Genomic DNA, 20,248 nt, shown 5'->3' with positions numbered 1-20,248 from the left:
CCAACGCCAGCAGCAATTCCCTGCGCCAACAGGGATGATCGCTATATTTGCCTGGATTCGTTTCCGCGTTTTGCTTGGTCAGCGCTCAAGGCTGCCGGCGACGTGACTGCCGATCGTCGGGCCACAGGCTGAGCCGCTCGGCTGCTCCCGTTGCGATGCCTATGCCTGCGAGGACTGCCACCAGCCCGACAATCAGGTTCGCGCTTACTTGTTCGCCCAGGAAGACAACACCAAAGATCGATGCCGTCACCGGATTAACCGCAACGGAGACGGCAACCAGTGTCGGCGACGCGCGCTCGAGCGCGAATGCCCAGAGGAAGAAAATGAAGGCGCCGCAAATTATGGCCAGATATGCGCTTGCGATCCACTGAGGTGCGCTGAGAGTGGCAAGTCGCGCGAAGCCTCCGTTCGAAACCACCAGGACCGATAGGCAGACCGCGCCCACGCCCATGCCAAACGCCACGAACGGGATTGGCGCGGTGCGGGATAGAAATGGTCTCGACCAGACGTTGTAGAGCGCCATGCAGAAAGCGGCCGCGACCATGAGAAGATCTCCGCGCCAGGCATCTGGGGGAGCAGTCGTCAGGCTCGTGCCGAGCGCTACGGCCACCCCTGCCATTGCGATCAGGACACCGACGATCTTGCGGATGGTCGGCGGCTCGATCCTCAGAACTGCCGCGGCAAGCATTGTGAGCAGAGGCAGTGTCGAAAGCGCAAGCGCACCTCGCGCGGCCGTTGTGTAGACAAGGGCTCCATTGAAGAGCACCGGAAACAGCCCGAAGAACAGAAGACCCAATGCACCAGTGCCGAGCCAGTCGCTCTTCGGCGGCCACCTGTCTCGTCGCCAGAGAGCTACGGCGGCCAAAACCAGAAAGCCGCCGCCGAACCGGACCGCACCGATAACGAGAGGATCGAGCGTGCCCGCGAGATATCGCGTTGCGCCAACGGCGGTACCCCCAAAAGCGCTGGAGAGAATCGCGGCGAGCACTCCTGTGATTTCCATGGTTCCTGACCTTGCCAACTCTGAACCACGGATATCGGGCAGGCGGGCCATAAGGAATCGAATAAGCTCAATGAGTTTGATAACATTCCACTATGAGCATCCCGAATCTCGATCCGGACCTTCTGCGGGCCTTCGTCGTCGTTGCCGAGCGCCTCTCGTTTACGCGAGCCGCCGAGCAGCTCAATAGAACGCAGGCGGCCGTCAGCTTGCAGGTGAAACGTCTTGAGGAGCGCATCGAGACCATCTTGTTCCGGCGCTCGACAGCCCGCGTTGAACTCACCGCCGCCGGGGAGGGCTTTCTGATCGATGCCCGCCGCATACTTGCTCTCAATGAGCAGGCGATTGCGCGTGTTTCCGGTCAGCAGGTGGCCGGACAGGTTCGCATCGGGGTCATGGAAGATTATGGCACCAAGATCCTGCCGCGCCTCCTTTCTGGCATCGCCGAGCGATTTCCGTTGGTGCAGGTCGAAATGGAGATCGGTCTCACCGCCCGGCTCCTGAAACGGCTTGGGTCGTCGTTCGACGCCGTCATCGCCATGCACCCGGAAGGCACAACCGAGGGGGATCTGATATGCCGCGAAAGGGCGATTTGGGCGGCGGCGGCGACGCGAGCCGTCGAGGAACTCGATCCGTTGCCGGTCGCTCTGTCGAGCCCCGATTGCCTGTTTCGCTCCTGGGCCATTGAGGCGCTCGACAAGGCAGGCCGGCCATGGCGTTTGGCCTATGTCAGTCCAAGCCTTTCAGCCACGGAGGCAATTGTCGAACAGGGACTGGCGGTCACCGTGGTCAAAGGCAGCATGCTTGCGCCTGGCCTGCGAGATGTCCATCCCGGCCGGCATGTGCCCCCGCTGCCGGGGGCGGAAATTCGCCTTCATCATGCCGCAACGTCGTCCGCCAGCGCTGCATTGGTCGTCGAGCACCTTGCCCAGCGTCTTCGGCTATCGGCACTGGGCTCATAGGTCGCCTGGGAAAGCGGAACCAAGATACCAACACGGGCCGCTTGCCTTGACAAATCCGGCCTCCCATGCGCTTTTCGCGCAAATTTTCAGGGCCGGGCCGTGATGCCTCGGCCGGCAACTAGAGCACCCCGGACTTTACCAATGACAATGCACCGTTACCGCAGCCATACCTGTGCCCAGTTGAGGAAGAGCGACGTCGGCTCGACCGTTCGCCTGTCGGGCTGGGTGCATCGCGTGCGCGATCATGGCGGCCTGCTCTTCATCGACCTGCGCGACAATTATGGCTTGACCCAGATCGTTGCCGATCCGGATTCGCCTGCCTTCAAGGTTGCCGAGACCGTGCGCGGCGAGTGGGTCATTCGGGTCGACGGCGAGGTCAAGGCGCGCTTGCCCGAGACCACCAACGCCAATTTGCCGACCGGGGAGATCGAGATTTTCGCCCGCGAGATCGAAGTGCTGTCGGCGGCCAAGGAATTGCCGCTGCCGGTGTTCGGTGAGCCGGATTATCCCGAGGATATCAGGCTGAAATACCGTTTTCTCGACCTGCGCCGCGAGACGCTGCACAAGAACATCATTGCGCGGACAAAAATCATCGCCGAAATGCGCAAGCGCATGGGCGATGTCGGCTTCACCGAATTCTCGACGCCGATCCTCACCGCCTCGTCGCCGGAAGGCGCGCGCGACTTCCTGGTGCCGTCGCGCATCCACCCCGGCACCTTCTACGCGCTGCCGCAGGCGCCGCAGCAGTACAAGCAGCTGATCATGGTGTCGGGCTTCGACCGCTATTTCCAGATCGCGCCCTGCTTCCGCGACGAGGATCCGCGCGCCGATCGTCTGCCCGGCGAATTCTACCAGCTCGACCTGGAAATGAGCTTCGTCGAACAGGACGACGTGCTGTCGACCATGGAGCCGGTCATGCGCGGGGTCTTCGAGACCTTCGCCAACGGCAAGCCGGTGACGCAGAAATTCCAGCGCATCCCCTATGATGTCGCCATGCGCAAGTACGGTTCCGACAAGCCGGACCTGCGCAACCCGATCGAGATGCAGGCCGTTTCCGACCATTTTCGCGATTCCGGCTTCAAGGTGTTCGCCAACATCCTGGCCAACGATCCGAAGGCCGAAGTATGGGGCATTCCGGCCAAGACCGGCGGCAGCCGCGCCTTCTGCGACCGCATGAATTCCTGGGCGCAGGGCGAGGGCCAGCCGGGGCTGGGCTATATCTTCTGGCGCAAGGAGGGCGACAAGCTCGAAGGCGCCGGCCCACTCGCCAAGAACATCGGCGAGGAGCGGACCGAAGCGATCCGGCAGCAGCTCGGCCTTGCCGATGGCGACGCTGCCTTCTTCGTCGCCGGCGATCCGAAGAAATTCGTTTCCTTCGCGGGTGCGGCGCGCACGCGCGCCGGCGAGGAGCTGAACCTTGTCGACCGCGAGCGTTTCGAACTGTGCTGGATCGTCGATTTCCCGTTCTTCGAGTGGAACGAGGAAGAGAAGAAGATCGACTTCGCGCACAACCCGTTCTCGATGCCGCAAGGCGGCATCGATGCGCTGAATGGCGAGGACCTGCTCGGCATCAAGGCGTTCCAGTACGACATGGTCTGCAACGGGTTCGAGATCGCCTCAGGCGGTATCCGCAACCATCTGCCCGAAACCATGGTCAAGGCGTTCGAGACGGTCGGGCTGGATCGCGCCACGGTCGAGGAGCGCTTTGGCGGCCTCTATCGTGCCTTCCAGTATGGCGCACCGCCGCATGGCGGCATGGCCGCCGGTGTCGACCGCGTCGTCATGCTGCTGCTCGGCGCCAAGAACCTGCGTGAGATCACCATGTTCCCGATGAACCAGCAGGCCTACGATCTGTTGATGAACGCACCGTCGGAAGCGAGCCCGCAGCAGCTTCGCGACCTGGCGCTGCGCGTTGCCGTGCCCAAGAAGGACGCCTGATCGCGCTTCGGGCGATGCCTTAAAGAACCGCCCGAACCGATTCTTTCGATTCGCTAATCCCGACAAAAAAAGCCCGGCATGCCGGGCTTTTCGCATACTGAGATCGCTTCGATCAATCTTCGTTGGCCTTGACGGTGACGCCGAGCGTCTTCGGCAGGTCGAGCGGGTTGGACATGGCGCCCGCCATGATCAGTGCGAACGGCACGGATGCCGGCGGCTCGGCCGAGATTTCGAGGCTTTTCGGATCGTCGAGGAATTTGCTGACCGCGGCCGTAACCTGCGCCGTCAGTTCCGGATTGTTGAGCTGCGCCATGCCGAACGGCACGATCGCCTTGGCCTGGTTGGCGATGTCCTTGCCGGACATGCCTTGCTGCTTGCCGACATAGTCCAGAACCTTGTTGGTCAGCGAATCGTCGTCGAAGCGGATCGAGGCGCTGTTGAACGAAAGCTGCTGCAACAGGCCGAGCATGGCCATGCCTTGCGCCGAATTGTCGGCGCCTTCAGGCTGTGCCGCCATCTTCTTCTGCATTTCCTGCAGCGACTTGATAAAGTCCAACGTGTAGCCGCCGAGATTGAACGTCATGCCGAGCGTGCCGGCATTCTCGACCGAGATGTCGTATTTCGACAGTTCCATCTTGCCGTCCGTGGGCTGCCAGGTGCCGGCCATTTCGAGATTGCCTGCGATGTTCTGGTAGCCGAGCGCGTTGATGACTTCCTTGGACTTGGGATCGTCCACCAGCGTCAAATCGGCGTTGAATTTCTCCGTGGTGGCGGTGAATTCCATCGCCTTGCCGTCCGCCGGCGGCGTGATTTCGATGGCAAGCCCGTCCATCGAGAAGGCGGTCTTGTCGGCGACCTTGACGGTCATGTTCGAGAGTTCGGCGGACTTGTACATCATCAGCGAGCCGAGCGGGCCGGTGGCGCCGTCGGCCGGAACTGTCATGTCATGGATGACGAACGGGCTGAGGTCGAGGGTGACGCCGTCCTTGCTGTGTGTGAAGGCAGCCGTCGATACGGTGGCGATGTCATAGCCGCCATTTGCCTCGGTCACACCTTCGAGTTTGACGTCGCCGATGGGAAGCGCTTCCTTCTCCGCCGCCGGTTTGATGGCAACGCCCTGCAGCACCATGCTGGTGTTGTCGCCGGTCACGCCGGTCCAGGTGATGTCGACACCTTGTGCGACAAGCGCGGCCTTCAGCCGGTCGGCCACTGCCGTATCCTGTGCGAGGGCCGCATTCAGCGGCAGCGTGAGCAAGAAGGTCGAAAGGGCTAATTTCCTAAGAGTTGAGCGTTTGATTGTCATCGCAAGGTCCCTGAGAGTGTCCTGAAATTGTTTTTTCAATTATTTGCGCCATCACCATTCCGTGACGAACTGGACCGGAAAAAGGCGTGTCCCGGCACAATGGTCAAAAATCGCGGTGAAAGGCAAACCTGATCCCGCCGTCTTTGCGCAAACCGGTGAATTTGTCATGAAGAGCCGATAGCCGGATATCGTCACGCTTGGCCATAGAACCCGCATGTAACAGCCTGATGTTGGCCGACATCCCCCGCGGTGCGGTTTCATGTTGCAGAAGGGCCGGTATCTCTGTCGGGCTCTTGCCGCGAATCACCCGCTCGGCTAGTCCGAGCCCATGGGAAAAAGGCTTTTGCCGCCTGAAAATGGCGGTGGCGATCATATCGAGCCGGTCGATCTGAAGAAGGCGCTGGAAGAGCGCTATCTCGCCTATGCGCTGTCGACCATCATGCACCGGGCGCTGCCCGACGTGCGCGACGGACTGAAGCCGGTCCATCGCCGCATCATGCATGCCATGCGCCTGCTGCGGCTCAACCCCGACCAGGGCTTTGCCAAATGCGCCCGCATCGTCGGCGAGGTGATGGGCAAGTTCCACCCGCATGGCGACCAGTCGATCTATGACGCGCTGGTGCGGTTGGCGCAGGATTTTTCGATGCGCTATCCCCTGGTCGACGGGCAGGGCAATTTCGGCAACATCGACGGTGATAACGCCGCCGCCATGCGCTACACCGAAGCGCGCATGACCGATGTGGCGACCGAACTGTTGTCCGGCATCACCGAGGATGCCGTCGATTATCGGCCGACCTACAATGAAGAAGACGAGGAGCCGGTGGTTTTGCCCGGCGCCTTTCCGAATCTGCTGGCCAACGGCTCGTCCGGCATCGCGGTGGGCATGGCGACATCGATCCCGCCCCACAACGCCGCGGAGCTTTGCGATGCCGCACTTCACCTGATCGAAAACCGGGACGCGCCGGTGGCGAAGCTGATGGACTTTGTCCAGGGGCCGGATTTCCCGACCGGCGGTATCATCGTCGACAGCCGCGCCTCGATCCTCGAAGCCTACGAAACCGGCCGCGGTGGCTTTCGCGTGCGCTCGAAGTGGTTCCAGGAGGACCAGGGCAGGGGTACCTGGAGCATCGTCGTCACCGAAATTCCCTATGGCGTGCAGAAGGCGCGGCTGATCGAGAAGATCGCCGAGCTGCTGATGGCGCGCAAGCTGCCGCTGCTCGAGGACATCAGGGACGAAAGCGCCGAGGACATCCGCGTCGTGCTGGTGCCGAAGAGCCGTTCGGTCGACCCCGGCATCCTGATGGAATCGCTGTTCAAGCTCACCGAACTCGAAAGCCGCTTCCCGCTCAACATGAACGTCCTGTCGCGCGGTAAGGTGCCCAATGTGCTGTCGCTGAAGGGCGTGCTGCAGGAATGGCTCGAGCATCGCCGCGACGTTTTGGTCCGCCGCTCGAAACACCGCCTCGGTGAGATCGAACGGCGCCTGGAAATCCTTGCCGGTTACCTGATCGCCTACCTCAACATCGACGAGGTGATCAGGATCATCCGCGAGGAGGATGAGCCAAAGCAGGTCATGATGGCCCGTTGGTCGCTCACCGACACCCAGGCCGAAGCCATCCTCAACATGCGGCTGCGCGCTTTGCGCAAGCTGGAAGAATTCGAGATCCGCAAGGAATTCGACGGACTGAGCGCCGAGAAGAAGCAGATCGAGGCACTGCTTGCTTCGAACGAGAAGCAGTGGGCGACGATCAAATGGGAAGTCACCAACATCCGCGACAAGTTCGGTCCGGAGACCGAACTCGGCAAGCGCCGCACCCAGTTCGCCGACGCGCCCGAGCATGATCTGACCGACATCGCACATGCCATGATCGAGCGCGAGCCGGTCACCGTCGTCGTCTCGGAAAAGGGCTGGCTGCGGGCGATGAAGGGGCATCTGGCCGATCTCTCGACGCTGACCTTCAAGGAGGGCGACAGCCTCAAGCTCGCCTTCCATGCCCAGACCACCGACAAGGTGCTGGTCTTCACCACCGGCGGCAAATTCTACACCATCGGCGCCGACCGGCTGCCTGGCGGGCGAGGCCATGGCGAGCCGATCCGCATCATCGTCGACATGGACAATGACCAGGACATCGTCACCGCCTTCGTTCACGACCCAAAGCGCAAGCTGCTGCTGGCCTCGCACGACGCCAACGGTTTCATCGTGCCGGAGGAGGAAGTCGTCGCCAACACCCGCAAGGGCAAGCAGGTGATGAACGTCAAGGCGCCGGACGAAGCCAAGCGCTGCATCCCGGTCACCGGTGACCATCTCGCCATCGTCGGCGAGAACCGCAAGATGCTGGTGTTCGCGCTCTCCGAGATTCCGGAAATGGGCCGCGGCAAGGGCGTGCGGCTGCAGAAATACAAGGATGGCGGCCTTCTCGACCTCAAGCCGTTCACGCTGGAGACCGGCCTATCCTGGCAGGATTCGGCCGACCGCACTTTCATCCGGTCGCGTGAGGAATTGACTGAGTGGATCGGCGCCCGCGCCTCAGCCGGACGCATGGTGCCGAAGGGATTCCCGAGGACGGGGAAATTTGGGTAGCGGCAGTTTTCAGGTTTGAAAATCTCAGGCGCTAGCAATCCTTCACACCCCCCTCTGTCCTGCCGGACATCTCCCCCGCAAGGGGGAGATCGGAAGCTTCGCCCTTTCTGCCCGCTTTCCAATGTTGGCGATTTGCGAAAGCCGACATGACAGCCAATCTCCCTCCTTGCGGGGGAGATGTCCGGCAGGACAGAGGGGGGTGCTGGCCCGCGGCGACGCCAATGGCGCGCGCAACTCCATCACCATTTGGACTATCGTCACGATTGCTGCACTATATCAGTGCATAGACAGGAGGGGTGTTTGGGAGAGCCAGGCGTTTGAAGGAAGCAAAAGTCCAGAAACCGGAACGGCAGCAACGCCTGTTCGGCCTGTCGACGCCGCTCAGGTCCGCCGTCATCCCGCCGCTGTCGGCGGCGCGCTGGCTGCTGGTGCTGATCGTCGCCGCCGGCGTTTATTTCTTCCACGGCTTCCTGTTTCCGGTGCTGGCGGCGCTCGTCATCGCTTTCGCCAGCTGGCCGCTCTACCGCCGCCTGCTTGTCGCGGTCAGTGGCAACCGCACCATCGCCGCGACCTTAGCCATCCTCTTCATCCTCGCCTTCCTGGTGATCCCGATCGCGCTCGCCGGCACCTATGCGATCAACGAGGTCCGCGAATGGGTCGCCTGGGCGATCGAGACCAACCGTCATGGCGCGGTGACACCGCACTGGATCGTCACGCTGCCTGTCGTGGGCGAGTGGCTGAACCAGCAGTGGACGACCAATTTCGGCCATCCGGGCGGCATTGGTGAACTGATCCAGCTGGTCAGCGGCGCCAATATCGGCAGCATCTATCGCGGTGTGCTGGCGGCTGGCGGCAGCGCGTTCGGGCTGCTGTTGACGCTTTTGTTCATGATGATCGCGCTGTTCTTCGCCTATCGCGACGGCGAGCATTTTGCCGGCCAGGTCGACCGTCTCGGCGAGCGCATCCTGCCGACCAGATGGGAGCGGATCTCGCGCGTCGTGCCGGCAACGATCTCGTCGACGGTGACCGGCATGACCGTCATCGCCATCGGCGAAGGCCTGGTGCTGGGCATTGCCTACTGGCTGGCCGGCGTGCCGTCACCGGTAACACTCGGCGCCCTGACCGGCGTCATGGCGCTGATCCCCGGCGGTGCACCGCTGTCCTTCACGCTGGTCTCGATCTACCTCGCCGCCAGCGGCTCGCCGATGGCCGGGTTGGCGCTGTTCATCTGGGGCGCGGTCGAACTGTTCATCGTCGACAAGACACTGCGCCCGAAGCTCGTCGGCGGGCCGATAAAACTGCCCTTCCTGCCGACGTTTTTCGGCCTGATCGGCGGCGTCAAGACCATGGGGTTTCTCGGCCTGTTCATCGGCCCGGTGCTGATGGCGCTGCTGGTCGCGATCTGGCGCGAATGGCTGCGCGAGGTCGAACTGGCCGACGACATCATCCCGGGCTCGGCAGCCGAAATCGAAGCCGGTCCGCAAATCGAGGTCCTGCCGGAACCTGACGTGGCGAAGAAGGCCAGCGCCTGATCTCAACGCACCTTAGGCCGGATGTTGCACCGCAAGGTCGCCACGCCGCTTGCGTCCCTCGTGAAGTTGCCACAGCGAATGCGCGACCAGCGTGACGATCAGGATCCCGCCGCCGATCAGGCTGTTGCGCGTCGGTGTTTCGGCAAAGATCATCCACACCCAGACCGGCGCCAGCACGGTTTCAAGCAGGTAGAACATCGCCACTTCCGGTCCCGAAATGTATTTTGGCCCGGCGGCAAGGCAGAAGAACGCTATCGGCATGATGACGGCGCCGTTGAGGATGATCCACCAGGGCGCCTCCACCTGAAAGCCGGTCTTGGAGACCATGAACGCCGCCAGCCCGAAAGGCAGGACGACGCCGATCAGTGAGGTAAAGCCCATATCCTTGCCGCTGGCGCGCGAGATGGTGATGGCGCAGGCGATCAGGAAGGCCGAACACAACGCCATCAGGTCGCCGAACAGATGTCCGGTGCCGACGGAATCGCCGACGATGATGACGACGCCGACAATCATCATGGCCAATGCCGCAAGGGTCAGCGGCCGCGGCCGCTCCTTCAGGAACACCCATGAAAGCAGCGCGGCGAACATGGTTGTGAAGGCCAGGATGAACACCAGGTTGGCGGTCGAGGTGTTGTAGACGCCTGTGATGAACGCAATCGCGCCGAGCCCGTAGATCGCGGCAACGATCAGGCCCGACCAGCCAGGTATCAGCTGCGGCGCATTCTTGCTGAACGAGCGCCAGATGGTCCACATGATCAGTGCCGCGGCCAAGGTGCAGCCGGTGCGCAGCAGCAAGATTGTCCACGCCTCGCCATGGGCGAGCCGGATCAGCGGGATATCCACGGTCAGCGTCAGCCCGCCAAATGCGGTGAGCAGAAGTCCTTTGGTGTGAGTATCGTGAGACGACATGCAGCGACTTTCACAATGAATTCGGGAGAGGATGGCGGACGGCGCAATCTCACGCTCTCCGCCAACCAGCGGAAAGACCAGCATCGTCTCGATTGAAAATGTTTAAGCCCGGACTTGGGAAAGACTAATCAGCGCGCGACCGCTTCGTTGGTGTAGCGCTCCCAGCCCTTCGGGCCGAGATGCTCCTGCGGCATGAAGCGCATCTTATAATTCATCTTGCGCGAGCCGTTGACCCAGTAGCCGAGATAGACATGGGGCAGGCCCATCGCCCTGGCGCGGGCGATGTGGTCGAGGATCATGAACGTGCCGAGCGACCGTTCCTCGAAATCGGGATTAAAGTAGGAATAGACCATCGACAGGCCGTCGGCCATCTTGTCGGTGAGCGCCACCGCGATCAGCTCGCCCTGTCCCTTGCCGGTGATGAACGTATCGGGTCCACGCCGCCGATACTCGATCACCTTGGTGTCGACATGGGTATCCTCGACCATCATCGCATAGTCGAGCACCGTCATGTCGGACATGCCGCCACGGCGGTGGCGGGCGTCGAGATAGCTGCGGAACAGGGAATATTGTTCGGTCGAAGGCTCGGCATTGTGCATGTGGCCGACGAGGTCGGAATTGTGCTGCAGCACGCGCTTCATGTTGCGGCTGGCGACGAATTCCTGGGCGAGGATGCGTACCGAAACGCAGGCGCGGCAGGTCTCGCAGGCCGGCCTGTAGGCGATGTTCTGCGAGCGCCGGAAGCCGCCTTGCGTCAAGAGGTCGTTCATCTCCGCCGCCTTGTCTCCAACCAGGTGCGTGAACACCTTGCGCTCGAACTGGCCGTCGAGATAGGGGCACGGCGACGGCGCGGTCAGGAAGAACTGCGGCGACTGGGTCGGATGCTGCGTCATCGAGCCTTGGAAACACTCCTTCGAATCGCTCTACCTTTGGCGCGGACGGCGAAAAATTCAACAGGATTATGTGGGCGTGGTCGACTCGACGCCTTCACATTTGCGCTCAATCGGTTGCGACTGCTCTTCAGAGGGCCGTTTCAGCGGTCGGTGCGGCTGACGACCGTGCCAAGCAAAAGATCGTGCAAGGTGCGCTTGCGGTCGGAAAACAGCGTCACCAGCAGGACGAGCGGCGACAGGATGACGTTGCCGGCCCAGAACAGCACCGAATGGACGACCGCGGTGAGGCCGTCGATCGGCCTGCCGTCGAGCCGGTCGAGGCGGATGCCCATCATCTTCATGCCTGTGGTGGCCTGGTCGGTGCTGCCCAGCGTGTTCCAGATGTAGAGGATGGCCACAGTCGGCACCAGGACGCCGAACAGCATCCAGCCAAGACCGAGGGTCAAAAGGCCGAGGAAAAACACCAGAATGGCAAACGGAATGGTGAGCAGCGCGACGATGATGTAGTCGACCACGAACGCCAGGATGCGCTTCGTGCGCACACCGTCATAGGCCCTGACATCGTCGAGCCTGCTGGTGATGATTTCGCCGTCGAGAACGCGCGCGTCCATGTCATTTCCTCGTAACAAGGTCCGACATAGGGTGCGGACCGCTCAGCCATGAAATGGTGAAGGCCTGTGGCGGAATCAAGATCGGGCTTCTTGCGGTGCGCCGGCCTTCAAGGCGCCAGGCGCAATCTGAACCGGTTGAACTTGCGGCGCGGATAGCATTAGCTTGCTGCGGCGCAGCAAAAGCGCACATGGCAGGGGACGGGGCAATATGGACTACGACATGCTGGTCATCGGCAGCGGCCCTTCCGGTCGCCGGGCCGCGGTGCAGTCGGCCAAGCTCGGCAAGTCGGTGCTGGTGGTCGATCGCGGCCGGCGTCTGGGCGGTGTCTCGGTGCATACCGGCACCATCCCGTCGAAAACGCTGCGCGAAACGGTGCTCAACCTTTCGGGTTGGCGTGAGCGCGGCTTCTACGGGCGCGGCTACCGGGTCAAGCAAGACATCTCGGTCGGCGATCTGGTCGAGCGCCTGCACAAGACGCTCGACCATGAGGTCGAGGTGCTGCAGCACCAGTTCATGCGCAACACGGTCAAGAGCGCCCGGGCTGCGGTGAAATTCCTTGGCCCCGACAAGGTCAGCCTGACCACCGACACCGGCGACTACAGCGAGGTCGGTTTTGCCAATGCGCTGATCGCGGTCGGCACCAGGCCGCACCGGCCGCGCGACGTGCCTTTCGACAAGACCCGCGTCTTCGACAGTGACGAGATGCTGGAGCTTGATCGCTTGCCGCGCACGCTGACCGTGATCGGCGCCGGCGTCATCGGGGTCGAATATGCCACGATCTTTTCCGCGCTTGACGTGCCGGTAACCTTGGTCGAGCCGCGCAACTCCATCCTCGATTTCGTCGACCGCGAGATCGTCGACGATTTCATTCACCAGATGCGCGATCGTGGCATGACCATCCGGCTGGGCAGCGCGGTGAAGGAAATCCGCTCCAAGCCTGATGCCGCCGAGGTGGAACTGGCCGATGGCCGCACCATCCGTTCCGAGGTCGTGCTCTACGCCGCCGGCCGCACCGGCAATGTCGGCAGCCTGGGCCTGGATGTCGTCGGCATCGATGCCGACTCCAGAGGGCGCATCAAGGTCGATCCGCAGTCCTTCCAGACCAACGTGCCCAACATCTATGCCGCCGGCGACGTCATCGGCTTTCCGAGCCTGGCCTCGACTTCGATGGAGCAGGGCAGGGTGGCCGCCTGCCATGCCTTCGGTGTGCCTTTGCCGCCGCCACCGGAAACATTCCCCTATGGCATCTATGCGGTGCCGGAAATCTCGACGGTCGGCCAGTCCGAGGAACAGGTGCGTGAAAGCGGTGCGGCCTATGAGGTCGGCGTGGCGCGTTTTCGCGAAACTTCACGCGGCCACATCATGGGCGTCAACACCGGCTTCCTGAAACTCTTGTTCTCGATCGAAACGCGCCGTCTGCTCGGCGCGCACATCATCGGCGAGGGCGCCACCGAGCTCATCCACATCGGCCAGGCGGTGATCAATCTCGGCGGCACCGTCGACTTCTTCGTCAACAACACCTTCAACTATCCGACGCTTGCCGAAGCCTACAAGATCGCCGGACTGGATGCCTGGAATAGGATGGGACGAGGGTAGGCGGCTGATCATGCTGGTCAGCCTGCCTGTGCCGCCGATCCCCGCAGCCATTGCCTGACGATTGCCGCGTCAGCGCTGCCGAATTCATGACCTGACGGGACAATCCTGGCGTCGATCTCGGCGCCATGCCGGCTGAGCAATGTCACCAGAGCAGGGGCGAAAGGCGCATAGGTGAGGTCGGTGGCGCCGGCGATCATCAGCACCCGCACCTTTGACAGATCCGTCGCCGGCACGTCATCGAGCACCGGCATCGGCCGCAGCAGTGCGGCGCGCTCTATAAGACCCGGATGCAGCAGCATCAGGCTCGAAATCAGATTGGCGCCGTTCGAATAGCCGAGGAACGTCGCGCGTGAGAGATCGAGATGGTGGCGTGTGGCCGCGTCGGCGACGAAGCCCGCAAAGGCATCGGTCTCGGTGCGAATGCTGTGCTGTTCGAAGCGCGTCGGCGTGATGCGCCCGAACCAGCGGAAACCATCCTCCTGGACAATGCGGCCACGCACCGCGATGAGCGTGGCACGCGGTGCGATCTCTCGCGCCAGCCGCACCAGTGTCGTCTCGTCGACACCCGACCCATGCAGCAGGAAGAAGCACTCGCCGGTTGAATCCGCCGGGCTGTAAAGCCGGTAGCTGAAGGCGAGATCACGCCGCAACGCACCATCTTGTGAGATCTCTTCGATCATCGCGCATCCTCTTGATTATATGAGGTTTCGCTCAATTTGCCGGCTTCAAAACGCAATATTTTCAAGCTCCGAGAAAGTTGATTGAACCGGGCGCATTACAGTCCGTTTCTCCGCCGATAACATTCCTTCGGGAGGAATCGAAGCGGTGCGCCGGGGGCCGCATTGCCCGGTATGAACAACCAGCTTTGAGGCCTTTTTGTCGATGACCACCCAGATTTCCCCGGACCGCGATGGGCGTGTCCCAGACCGCGAGTCGCGCGTGTCGGACCGCGATGCGCGTGTCTCAGACCGCACTGAGCGCGACACGCGCATAGACGTGCTCCGTGCTCTCGCTTTGCTGACCATCTATGTCGACCATGTGCCAGGTACCGCCTTCGAGTATCTGACCTACAAGAATTTCGGCTTTTCCGATGCGGCGGAAGTCTTCGTACTGATCTCCGGCATCTCGGTCGCACTTGCCTATGGCAGGAAATTCCAACCTGGAAACCGGCTGCTGGTAACGTTGAAGATGTGGCGCCGCGCCGGTGTCCTCTATGCCGCCCACATCGTCACCACCATGGTGGTGATGGCCATCTTCTGTGCGGCGGCAGTGTTCGTCAGGCGGCCGGAGCTTCTGACGATGATCAACATCGAGCCGTTGATCAAAAATACGCCGCAGGTGCTGATCGGCATCGTGACGCTCGGCCACCAACTCGGCTACAACAACATACTGCCCGTCTATGCGGTGCTGCTCTTGCTGACGCCGGTGTTCCTGCTCATTGTCAGCTATCGGCCGGTCTTGGCACTGGTCGCCTCCGGCGCCCTGTGGCTGGTCGCGGGGGTTTATCAAATTGCTCCGCCCAACTATCCCGAGCCCGGCTTCTGGTTTCTCAACCCGCTGTCGTGGCAGTTCCTTTTCAACATCGGCCTGGCAGGCACGCTGCATGTGCGTCGCGGCGGCATCATCCCGGTCAATCGCTGGCTGGTTGGCGCTGCCTTGGCCTACACCGCAACCGCGCTGGTCTGGGTGCACAGCCCGCTTTGGGGGCATATCTCCTGGTTGGGCCTGCCTCCGGTGCTGACCGGCTTCGACAAGACATTTCTGTCGCTGCCGAGGCTGCTGCATATATTGGCGGTGAGCTACCTGATCGTGGCATTCCCCGCCATCTCGAACCTGTTTCGCACCGGGCGCGATCATCCGCTTGCCATATTGGGCAAACGATCGTTGCCGGTTTTCATTGCCGGCACGGTGCTCGCGATGGCGGCGCAGGTGCTGAAGCTGATCAATCCGGGCGGATTTGCCTATGACAGCCTGTTGATATCGGCCGGCATCGTCATGCAGTTCGCGCTTGCCTACTATCTCGAATGGCTTTCGGGCCTTGGCTGGTCCGCCAAAAGCAGGCCGGCTCACGCCGCACCGCCCGTCCATGCTGCATCCTTCGCTATGCCGACCATGGCGACAAGAATGGGCCGTTGAGCTCAGGCGGGCGAGGGGCCGGATGAGGCTCGCACCACCAGTTCGACCGGCAGCGATTGCCGGCTGAACGAGCCGTCATTTTCAAGGATCGCCCTGACGGCAAGGCGGCCCATCTCGGCGATCGGCTGGACGATCGTGGTAAGCGGCGGACTGGAAACCGCTCCTTCCGGAACACCGTCGAAGCCGACGATCGAAACGTCGCCGGGTACCGTGATGCCACGCTGCCGCAGCCAGTCCAATGCATGCAAGGCCATCCTGTCTGACATAGCCAGGATGGCGGTCGGGGTCTCGGCGCCGGCGAAAATATGATCGAGACCGGCCCACACGCTTTCCTCGTCATTGACGGTTTCGTAGATCGGCACACGCTCGACGTCGATGTCGACGCGGGAGAGTTCCGCGAAATAGCCACGCAGGCGGTCGCGCGTCCCGGAATAGAGGGCCTTCTCCATCTGCTCCCTTGTGGTGGGGCCGAAGCCGGAGTCCGCGACGGGCAGGGCAAGCACGGCAAAGCGGCGATGTCCGAGTTCGGTCAGGTGGCGGGCCGCCAGGCCAGCCCCGGCGATGTTGTCGACGCCGATCGCTGCAACGGCGTCGTCGTCGTCCGAATCGAGATCGAGCGCGACAAAGGGGAGTTTGCGTTCACGCGCCAGTTCGACCAGCCTTGAACCGCCATCGACGCAAAAGACGATGAAACCGTCGACCAGCGCACTCTGTATGTTCCAGGCAAGCTGTTCGTTGTTGGCTGCGGAGACCAGCGAAATCCCCGCACCGGTCGCGTCGCAAGCCTGCGAGATGCTGGCCATCATCACCCGGGCAAAGGGGTCGTCGAAGAAATAGGAGAGGGGTTCCGCGGTCGCGACGCCGATGGCATTGACCTTGCCGGCGCGCAGCAGCCGGCCCTTGGGATCGGGGCCGCCATATCCCATGGCCTCGGCTGCCGCCTTGACCCGCTCGCGGACCTCCTCGCGCACGATCTCCGGACGGGCGAACACGTTGGACGCGGTGCCGTGCGACACGCCGGCCGCCTTGGCAATGTCCGCCAGCCGGACCGGTCTTGTCTTTGCAGAGATAAGTGGCGCCATCTTCGTCTCCTGAATTCCTCCATCTAACACTTTCGTTGGATCGGTTCAAATTTTGACTTGATCGCAGCCTCGCCAAGGCGTATATTTGGATCGATCCAAGTGAGCGATGGTTCTCTGAATTGGATCGATTCAACATGTTCAGGGGAGTTGTGCCATGCATCCCGTCAATTTCCTGTTCGAAGACATTTACCGCAACGACTGGAGCATCTCGTCGAACACCACGACGCAGAAGCGCCGCGGCAAAGCCAGCCCATGGGTTCGCGAGTTGCGGTTCCTTGTGGAGCGCAAGCGGAGCTGAGCGGGGTCGGTTTTCGCGCCTGTCGATTGGATCGGTTCAAGAATCTAAAGGAAGCACATCATGCATCCCGTCAGCTATCTGTTCGAAGACATCTACCGCAACTATTGGGGCATCGCGCCGGCTTCCAAAAGGCCGCAAGAGCGCTGGTTGGCCAAGCTGCGGCGACGCAATCGCGAATTGCTCATCCAGCCCGAGCGTCGGCAAGACTAGCAGCCATGCTTTGACGTTTGGTGTCGGCGGGCGCGCCGAGGCGTCAGGGACGCACGCGCACCAGCGCTGAGGCAGCGATCGCCAGCCAGCCGGCAATGAGTAGCGTGCCGCCGATCGGCGCCGACAGCGGGAACAGCCGCGACCCGATGAAATCGCGCGCCAGCAGATCGCCGCAGAACAGCAGAAGCCCAACCAGCAGGATCAGGCTGCCGATGCGCAGGGTCCGGTTCGCGCCAAGCAATCCGGCGACAAGGAAGACCGGCGCATGCATCAGCAGGAACGATGCGGCGGTGCCGACGAAGGCGCCGCCCAGATGCGCCGCCGCGGCCGACAGCGCCACGCCGGCCGCGCCACAGAGGCCTCCGGCCAGGACGAGGATACGGGTGCTGGTGCCGGAAAATTGCTCGGCCGTGCTCATGTCCGTGGCTCCGTGGTATCAGAGGGATATGCCTGACCCGTCAGGGCTTGCCGGGGTTGGCAAGCATGTCCTGCTCGCGGCGTGACTGTGCCAGCCAGTTATACACCGCGCCTCCAGCCATCAAGACGGATGTGCACAGAAACACCGAGCGCATGCCGAAATGACCGCCGGCAAAGCCGCCCAGCAAGGGGCCGGCGACTTGCCCGACATACTGGGCGGAAATCGACAACCCGAGCACATTCCCGCCGACGCCATCGGGAACATTGTGGCGGATCACGCTGGTGATGCAGGGCAACAGACCGCCCAGCGCCAAGCCCATCAGGAAGCGCAGGCCGATGAGTTGCCAGCTTTGTGTGACGAAGGCCTGCGGGATCAGCAGCAGCGCCGAGACGGCAAGTGCGCCGATGATGACGTTCCAGTGGCCGACGCGGTCGGCGAGCTTGCCGAGGCGCGAGGCCGACAGGATGGCGCCCAGCGCGGCCGCCGACATGACGACGCCTGATATCAGCGTGACGCGGCTCTGGTCTTCAATGAGCTGCTGCACATAGACCGTGATGATCGGCTCGATCGACATGGTGGCGAAGCTCAACAGCATGCCGGTTGCCAGCATGGCGACGACAGGCCGTTTGTCGGGAATTTGTGCCCAGCCGCCTTTAGGCTTCTCCTTCGAGGCGGCGCCCGCCGGTTTCGGCCGGGGATTCTCTTTGATCAGAAACGTGGTCGCCAGGAACGCCAGGAAGATGACGCCGCCGGAGAGGAGAAAGGTGGCGCGGATGCCGATCAGCGGCGGCAGTGCGCCGCCAACCAGCGGGCCGACCAGAGCCCCACCCGTGATACCGGCCGACAGCAGGCCCAACGCCCAGCCGGAACGCTCCTTCGGCGTCTGCATGGCGACGAGGATGGTCGATCCCGAGGAATAGCCGCCGGCAAAACCGATCAGCAGCCGCAGCAGCACCAGTTGCCAGACGGTCTGCACCATGCCGGTCAGCGACATGCATATGGCCATGCCGAAGCTGGCGCGAACCAGCATCACCTTGCGGCCGTAGCTGTCGCCGAGACGTCCCCAGAGCGGCGCCACCAGCGCCGCCGCGAAGAACGTCGCGCCATAGGCAATCCCCGACCATTGCACGATCGCCGCGTGGCCCTCGGCACCCAGCTGCTCGATATAGAGCGGCAGGAACGGCAAAAGCAGCGTCATGGCGACAAGCGTCGAGAACGAGCCGGCAAAGCACACGAACAGGTTGCGCCGCCAGTGGATGTTGTAGGTGCTGTCGGTTGCCGGGGGCGTGCTCTGCTGCATGTCATATGTCCTGTCCCAGCAACTCTTTTATCGATGGTTGCTGCGGATACCAATTTGGGATACCAAGATGGTGCACGTCATGGACGCAAGCTTGGCCGCTGTCAATGCAACCTCAAATGTGATCGTCGTCAAACGGTCCGAAGCCATAACGACCGGAAACCGGGAGCAAAAATGTCGCAGATGCAGAGCGTCGAAAAACAGCTTCGGCAGATGATCCTGGGCCTCGAGATCGGTCCCGGCGAGAAACTGACGGAGCGCTGGATCGAAAGCCGCTTCGGCGCGTCGCGAACCCCGGTCAGGGCAGCACTGCTGCGGCTTGAGACCGAGGGCCTGGTCGGCAGGGACGGACGTGGCTGGACGGTGTCGCCGATCAATCTGGCTGAACTCGAGCAGATCGCCGTCTACAGGGAGGCGGTCGAGGTTGCGGCGCTTCGCCTGACATGCAGCCTGGCGGACCGGAGCGCCGTCGATGTCATCGAGGCGATGCTCGAGTCCTGCGACAACGACACGCCGCGCGAGGAATGGCATCGCGTCGGCATGGATTTTCACATCGAACTGGCGCGTCTGTCGGGCAATGAATTCCTGTTTAGGGCGGTGCGCGATGCCATGACGCGCCTGTCGCGGGCGCGCTGGCTGGAGGTTCGCGACGAAGCGGCCCTTGCCCGCGCCTGGGCTGAACATCGCGCCATTCTGGCGGCCACGCGCCTTGGCGACGCCGATGAAGCCGCGCGCCTGCTCTCGGTCCACATCGTCGGCAGCCGCGACCGGCTGGTGACGTCGCTCGCCAACGATCGGCGCGGTCTTCGCGCCAGAGGCTTTGCCGTCGTTGCTGCTTGAGAGTGGATGAAGGGGCGCAAAGCGGCGTCTGGATGTATGCGCACTTTCGCCTCGCTTCGCAGACGCCGATGGCGTAAGGAGCGGCCATGGAAAACAACCGATTTGAAACACCTGTGACTGTGAAGTCAGTCGCGGCGGGAAGCACTCAGCTCTTGCGCACGGCGCGTGAGGCTTCCGACTACCTCCTCAACAACTGGCCCGGCAAGCGCAGCCCCAAGCATCGCGCGGCCCTGCAGGCCTGCCATGACGCACTGGCCGGCGACAAGCCGGCGATGAACGCCAGGCGCGCCTTCATCGCGGCAGCACGCGAAGTGGACGTGTTCGTCAGCGACAAGGCGCCGGCCTGACACAAGGCGACATCCGGGGCGGCAATCCGAATTGAGGCGCGGCCCGCATCTGCGGGCCGTTTGCCGTCACTTTGCCGTTTCGGTTTCGGCTTCAGTCTCGTCTTCGGGCTTCGAACGTTCCCTCGCTGCAACCTTGGCTGCCAGCTTCTCGGCCTTCTTGGCCGCCTTCTGGCGGTCGCGTTCCTTGCGTTCCTGATCGTAATTTGGTGGTCGCGCCATATCGGCTCCTTTTCACTGCCTCGCGGCTCTGGTCCTGCCTAGGAGCATTAGCCGTCAAACACAACAGCTGAAGCG

The 20,248-nt window shown here is 62.5% G+C and carries 21 protein-coding genes; 10 read left to right on the top strand and 11 right to left on the bottom strand.

Annotated elements, in window-relative coordinates; genetic code table 11:
* Window positions 1-85 precede the first annotated feature (85 nt).
* Window positions 86-1,003, bottom strand: coding sequence for a DMT family transporter (locus NKI21_RS12145; RefSeq protein ID WP_023810195.1), 918 nt, complete (start codon window positions 1,001-1,003; stop codon window positions 86-88).
* A 92-nt stretch (window positions 1,004-1,095) separates the two neighbouring features.
* Here NKI21_RS12145 and NKI21_RS12140 point away from each other — a divergent pair, with 92 nt between their 5' ends.
* Together NKI21_RS12140 and aspS are read left to right on the top strand one after the other, a co-directional pair.
* Window positions 1,096-1,962, top strand: a complete 867-nt coding sequence (locus NKI21_RS12140) for a LysR substrate-binding domain-containing protein (protein WP_352442527.1) — start codon at window positions 1,096-1,098, stop codon at window positions 1,960-1,962.
* A gap of 147 nt (window positions 1,963-2,109) precedes the next feature.
* Entirely contained in the window at window positions 2,110-3,900 is a 1,791-nt protein-coding gene (gene aspS / locus NKI21_RS12135) for an aspartate--tRNA ligase (protein WP_352442547.1), read from the top strand.
* Between the two features lie 112 nt (window positions 3,901-4,012).
* Here aspS and NKI21_RS12130 read toward each other — a convergent pair whose 3' ends face one another.
* Window positions 4,013-5,203 (bottom strand): aq_1923 C-terminal domain, encoded by a 1,191-nt coding sequence (locus tag NKI21_RS12130; protein ID WP_127267503.1) that lies wholly within the window; start codon window positions 5,201-5,203, stop codon window positions 4,013-4,015.
* Between the two features lie 103 nt (window positions 5,204-5,306).
* Complete coding sequence (locus NKI21_RS12125) at window positions 5,307-5,576, bottom strand: hypothetical protein (RefSeq protein ID WP_164893083.1); 270 nt, start codon at window positions 5,574-5,576, stop codon at window positions 5,307-5,309.
* Between NKI21_RS12125 and parC the strand changes: the two genes are divergently transcribed.
* Window positions 5,532-7,784, top strand: coding sequence for a DNA topoisomerase IV subunit A (gene parC / locus NKI21_RS12120; protein ID WP_023810202.1), 2,253 nt, complete (start codon window positions 5,532-5,534; stop codon window positions 7,782-7,784). The two genes, NKI21_RS12125 and parC, sit on opposite strands and share 45 nt — an antisense overlap.
* Before the next feature lie 317 nt (window positions 7,785-8,101).
* A complete protein-coding gene (locus tag NKI21_RS12115) occupies window positions 8,102-9,316 on the top strand; it encodes an AI-2E family transporter (protein WP_352442528.1) in 1,215 nt (404 codons plus the stop codon).
* A 12-nt stretch (window positions 9,317-9,328) separates the two neighbouring features.
* On the opposite strand, the gene NKI21_RS12110 is transcribed toward NKI21_RS12115, so the two are convergent.
* The 3 genes from NKI21_RS12110 to NKI21_RS12100 all read right to left on the bottom strand — a co-directional run bounded on the left by NKI21_RS12110 (window position 9,329) and on the right by NKI21_RS12100 (window position 11,729).
* Complete coding sequence (locus NKI21_RS12110; protein ID WP_352442529.1) at window positions 9,329-10,225, bottom strand: DMT family transporter; 897 nt, start codon at window positions 10,223-10,225, stop codon at window positions 9,329-9,331.
* Between the two features lie 128 nt (window positions 10,226-10,353).
* Window positions 10,354-11,118, bottom strand: a complete 765-nt coding sequence (locus tag NKI21_RS12105) for an arginyltransferase (RefSeq protein ID WP_023810205.1) — start codon at window positions 11,116-11,118, stop codon at window positions 10,354-10,356.
* Between the two features lie 140 nt (window positions 11,119-11,258).
* Window positions 11,259-11,729 (bottom strand): RDD family protein, encoded by a 471-nt coding sequence (locus NKI21_RS12100; RefSeq protein WP_352865718.1) that lies wholly within the window; start codon window positions 11,727-11,729, stop codon window positions 11,259-11,261.
* 208 nt (window positions 11,730-11,937) lie between these two features.
* Between NKI21_RS12100 and sthA the strand changes: the two genes are divergently transcribed.
* The gene (sthA, locus tag NKI21_RS12095) at window positions 11,938-13,326 is read left to right on the top strand and encodes a Si-specific NAD(P)(+) transhydrogenase (protein ID WP_352865715.1); all 1,389 of its coding nucleotides are present in this window, start codon (window positions 11,938-11,940) and stop codon (window positions 13,324-13,326) included.
* A gap of 17 nt (window positions 13,327-13,343) precedes the next feature.
* Here the strand turns inward: sthA and NKI21_RS12090 are convergent, their stop codons facing one another.
* Entirely contained in the window at window positions 13,344-14,006 is a 663-nt protein-coding gene (locus NKI21_RS12090; RefSeq protein WP_352865712.1) for an alpha/beta hydrolase, read from the bottom strand.
* A gap of 202 nt (window positions 14,007-14,208) precedes the next feature.
* On the opposite strand from NKI21_RS12090, the gene NKI21_RS12085 reads away from it, so the two are divergent.
* Window positions 14,209-15,462, top strand: a complete 1,254-nt coding sequence (locus NKI21_RS12085) for an OpgC family protein (protein ID WP_352865709.1) — start codon at window positions 14,209-14,211, stop codon at window positions 15,460-15,462.
* A 2-nt stretch (window positions 15,463-15,464) separates the two neighbouring features.
* Here the strand turns inward: NKI21_RS12085 and NKI21_RS12080 are convergent, their stop codons facing one another.
* Entirely contained in the window at window positions 15,465-16,544 is a 1,080-nt protein-coding gene (locus NKI21_RS12080) for a LacI family DNA-binding transcriptional regulator (protein WP_352865706.1), read from the bottom strand.
* A 154-nt stretch (window positions 16,545-16,698) separates the two neighbouring features.
* Between NKI21_RS12080 and NKI21_RS12075 the strand changes: the two genes are divergently transcribed.
* Both NKI21_RS12075 and NKI21_RS12070 read left to right on the top strand, forming a co-directional pair.
* Window positions 16,699-16,842, top strand: coding sequence for a hypothetical protein (locus NKI21_RS12075; protein ID WP_126068772.1), 144 nt, complete (start codon window positions 16,699-16,701; stop codon window positions 16,840-16,842).
* Window positions 16,843-16,902: 60 nt separating this feature from the next.
* Entirely contained in the window at window positions 16,903-17,052 is a 150-nt protein-coding gene (locus NKI21_RS12070; protein ID WP_352865703.1) for a hypothetical protein, read from the top strand.
* Window positions 17,053-17,095: 43 nt separating this feature from the next.
* On the opposite strand, the gene NKI21_RS12065 is transcribed toward NKI21_RS12070, so the two are convergent.
* On the bottom strand, window positions 17,096-17,470 hold the full coding sequence (locus NKI21_RS12065; RefSeq protein WP_352442535.1) for a DUF423 domain-containing protein: 375 nt from the start codon (window positions 17,468-17,470) through the stop codon (window positions 17,096-17,098).
* A 40-nt stretch (window positions 17,471-17,510) separates the two neighbouring features.
* Window positions 17,511-18,770 carry a multidrug efflux MFS transporter gene (locus tag NKI21_RS12060; protein WP_352442536.1) on the bottom strand — a complete coding sequence of 420 codons (1,260 nt, stop codon included), beginning with the start codon at window positions 18,768-18,770 and terminating at the stop codon, window positions 17,511-17,513.
* 171 nt (window positions 18,771-18,941) lie between these two features.
* Here NKI21_RS12060 and NKI21_RS12055 point away from each other — a divergent pair, with 171 nt between their 5' ends.
* Together NKI21_RS12055 and NKI21_RS12050 are read left to right on the top strand one after the other, a co-directional pair.
* Window positions 18,942-19,607, top strand: coding sequence for a GntR family transcriptional regulator (locus NKI21_RS12055; protein WP_128305704.1), 666 nt, complete (start codon window positions 18,942-18,944; stop codon window positions 19,605-19,607).
* An 86-nt stretch (window positions 19,608-19,693) separates the two neighbouring features.
* Window positions 19,694-19,954, top strand: a complete 261-nt coding sequence (locus NKI21_RS12050) for a DUF982 domain-containing protein (RefSeq protein ID WP_109668581.1) — start codon at window positions 19,694-19,696, stop codon at window positions 19,952-19,954.
* Window positions 19,955-20,020: 66 nt separating this feature from the next.
* Here the strand turns inward: NKI21_RS12050 and NKI21_RS12045 are convergent, their stop codons facing one another.
* Window positions 20,021-20,173 carry a hypothetical protein gene (locus tag NKI21_RS12045; RefSeq protein ID WP_013532262.1) on the bottom strand — a complete coding sequence of 51 codons (153 nt, stop codon included), beginning with the start codon at window positions 20,171-20,173 and terminating at the stop codon, window positions 20,021-20,023.
* Between the last annotated feature and the right edge of the window lie 75 nt (window positions 20,174-20,248).

It is taken from the genome of Mesorhizobium sp. M0715 (assembly GCF_040320355.1).
Lineage (GTDB): Bacteria > Pseudomonadota > Alphaproteobacteria > Rhizobiales > Rhizobiaceae > Mesorhizobium.
The sequence above is the reverse complement of the archived record's forward strand: the minus strand, read 5'-3'. Positions and strand labels throughout refer to the sequence as shown.

Bases quoted from the DNA above. Each gene is read 5' to 3' on its own strand.
- NKI21_RS12145 (WP_023810195.1), bottom strand. From the start codon at position 1,003: ATGGAAATCACAGGAGTGCTCGCCGCGATTCTCTCCAGCGCTTTTGGG.
- NKI21_RS12140 (WP_352442527.1), top strand. From the start codon at position 1,096: ATGAGCATCCCGAATCTCGATCCGGACCTTCTGCGGGCCTTCGTCGTC.
- aspS (WP_352442547.1), top strand. From the start codon at position 2,110: ATGCACCGTTACCGCAGCCATACCTGTGCCCAGTTGAGGAAGAGCGAC.
- NKI21_RS12130 (WP_127267503.1), bottom strand. From the start codon at position 5,203: ATGACAATCAAACGCTCAACTCTTAGGAAATTAGCCCTTTCGACCTTC.
- parC (WP_023810202.1), top strand. From the start codon at position 5,532: ATGGGAAAAAGGCTTTTGCCGCCTGAAAATGGCGGTGGCGATCATATC.
- NKI21_RS12125 (WP_164893083.1), bottom strand. From the start codon at position 5,576: ATGATCGCCACCGCCATTTTCAGGCGGCAAAAGCCTTTTTCCCATGGG.
- NKI21_RS12110 (WP_352442529.1), bottom strand. From the start codon at position 10,225: ATGTCGTCTCACGATACTCACACCAAAGGACTTCTGCTCACCGCATTT.
- NKI21_RS12105 (WP_023810205.1), bottom strand. From the start codon at position 11,118: ATGACGCAGCATCCGACCCAGTCGCCGCAGTTCTTCCTGACCGCGCCG.
- NKI21_RS12100 (WP_352865718.1), bottom strand. From the start codon at position 11,729: ATGGACGCGCGCGTTCTCGACGGCGAAATCATCACCAGCAGGCTCGAC.
- sthA (WP_352865715.1), top strand. From the start codon at position 11,938: ATGGACTACGACATGCTGGTCATCGGCAGCGGCCCTTCCGGTCGCCGG.
- NKI21_RS12090 (WP_352865712.1), bottom strand. From the start codon at position 14,006: ATGATCGAAGAGATCTCACAAGATGGTGCGTTGCGGCGTGATCTCGCC.
- NKI21_RS12085 (WP_352865709.1), top strand. From the start codon at position 14,209: ATGACCACCCAGATTTCCCCGGACCGCGATGGGCGTGTCCCAGACCGC.
- NKI21_RS12080 (WP_352865706.1), bottom strand. From the start codon at position 16,544: ATGGCGCCACTTATCTCTGCAAAGACAAGACCGGTCCGGCTGGCGGAC.
- NKI21_RS12075 (WP_126068772.1), top strand. From the start codon at position 16,699: ATGCATCCCGTCAATTTCCTGTTCGAAGACATTTACCGCAACGACTGG.
- NKI21_RS12070 (WP_352865703.1), top strand. From the start codon at position 16,903: ATGCATCCCGTCAGCTATCTGTTCGAAGACATCTACCGCAACTATTGG.
- NKI21_RS12065 (WP_352442535.1), bottom strand. From the start codon at position 17,470: ATGAGCACGGCCGAGCAATTTTCCGGCACCAGCACCCGTATCCTCGTC.
- NKI21_RS12060 (WP_352442536.1), bottom strand. From the start codon at position 18,770: ATGCAGCAGAGCACGCCCCCGGCAACCGACAGCACCTACAACATCCAC.
- NKI21_RS12055 (WP_128305704.1), top strand. From the start codon at position 18,942: ATGTCGCAGATGCAGAGCGTCGAAAAACAGCTTCGGCAGATGATCCTG.
- NKI21_RS12050 (WP_109668581.1), top strand. From the start codon at position 19,694: ATGGAAAACAACCGATTTGAAACACCTGTGACTGTGAAGTCAGTCGCG.
- NKI21_RS12045 (WP_013532262.1), bottom strand. From the start codon at position 20,173: ATGGCGCGACCACCAAATTACGATCAGGAACGCAAGGAACGCGACCGC.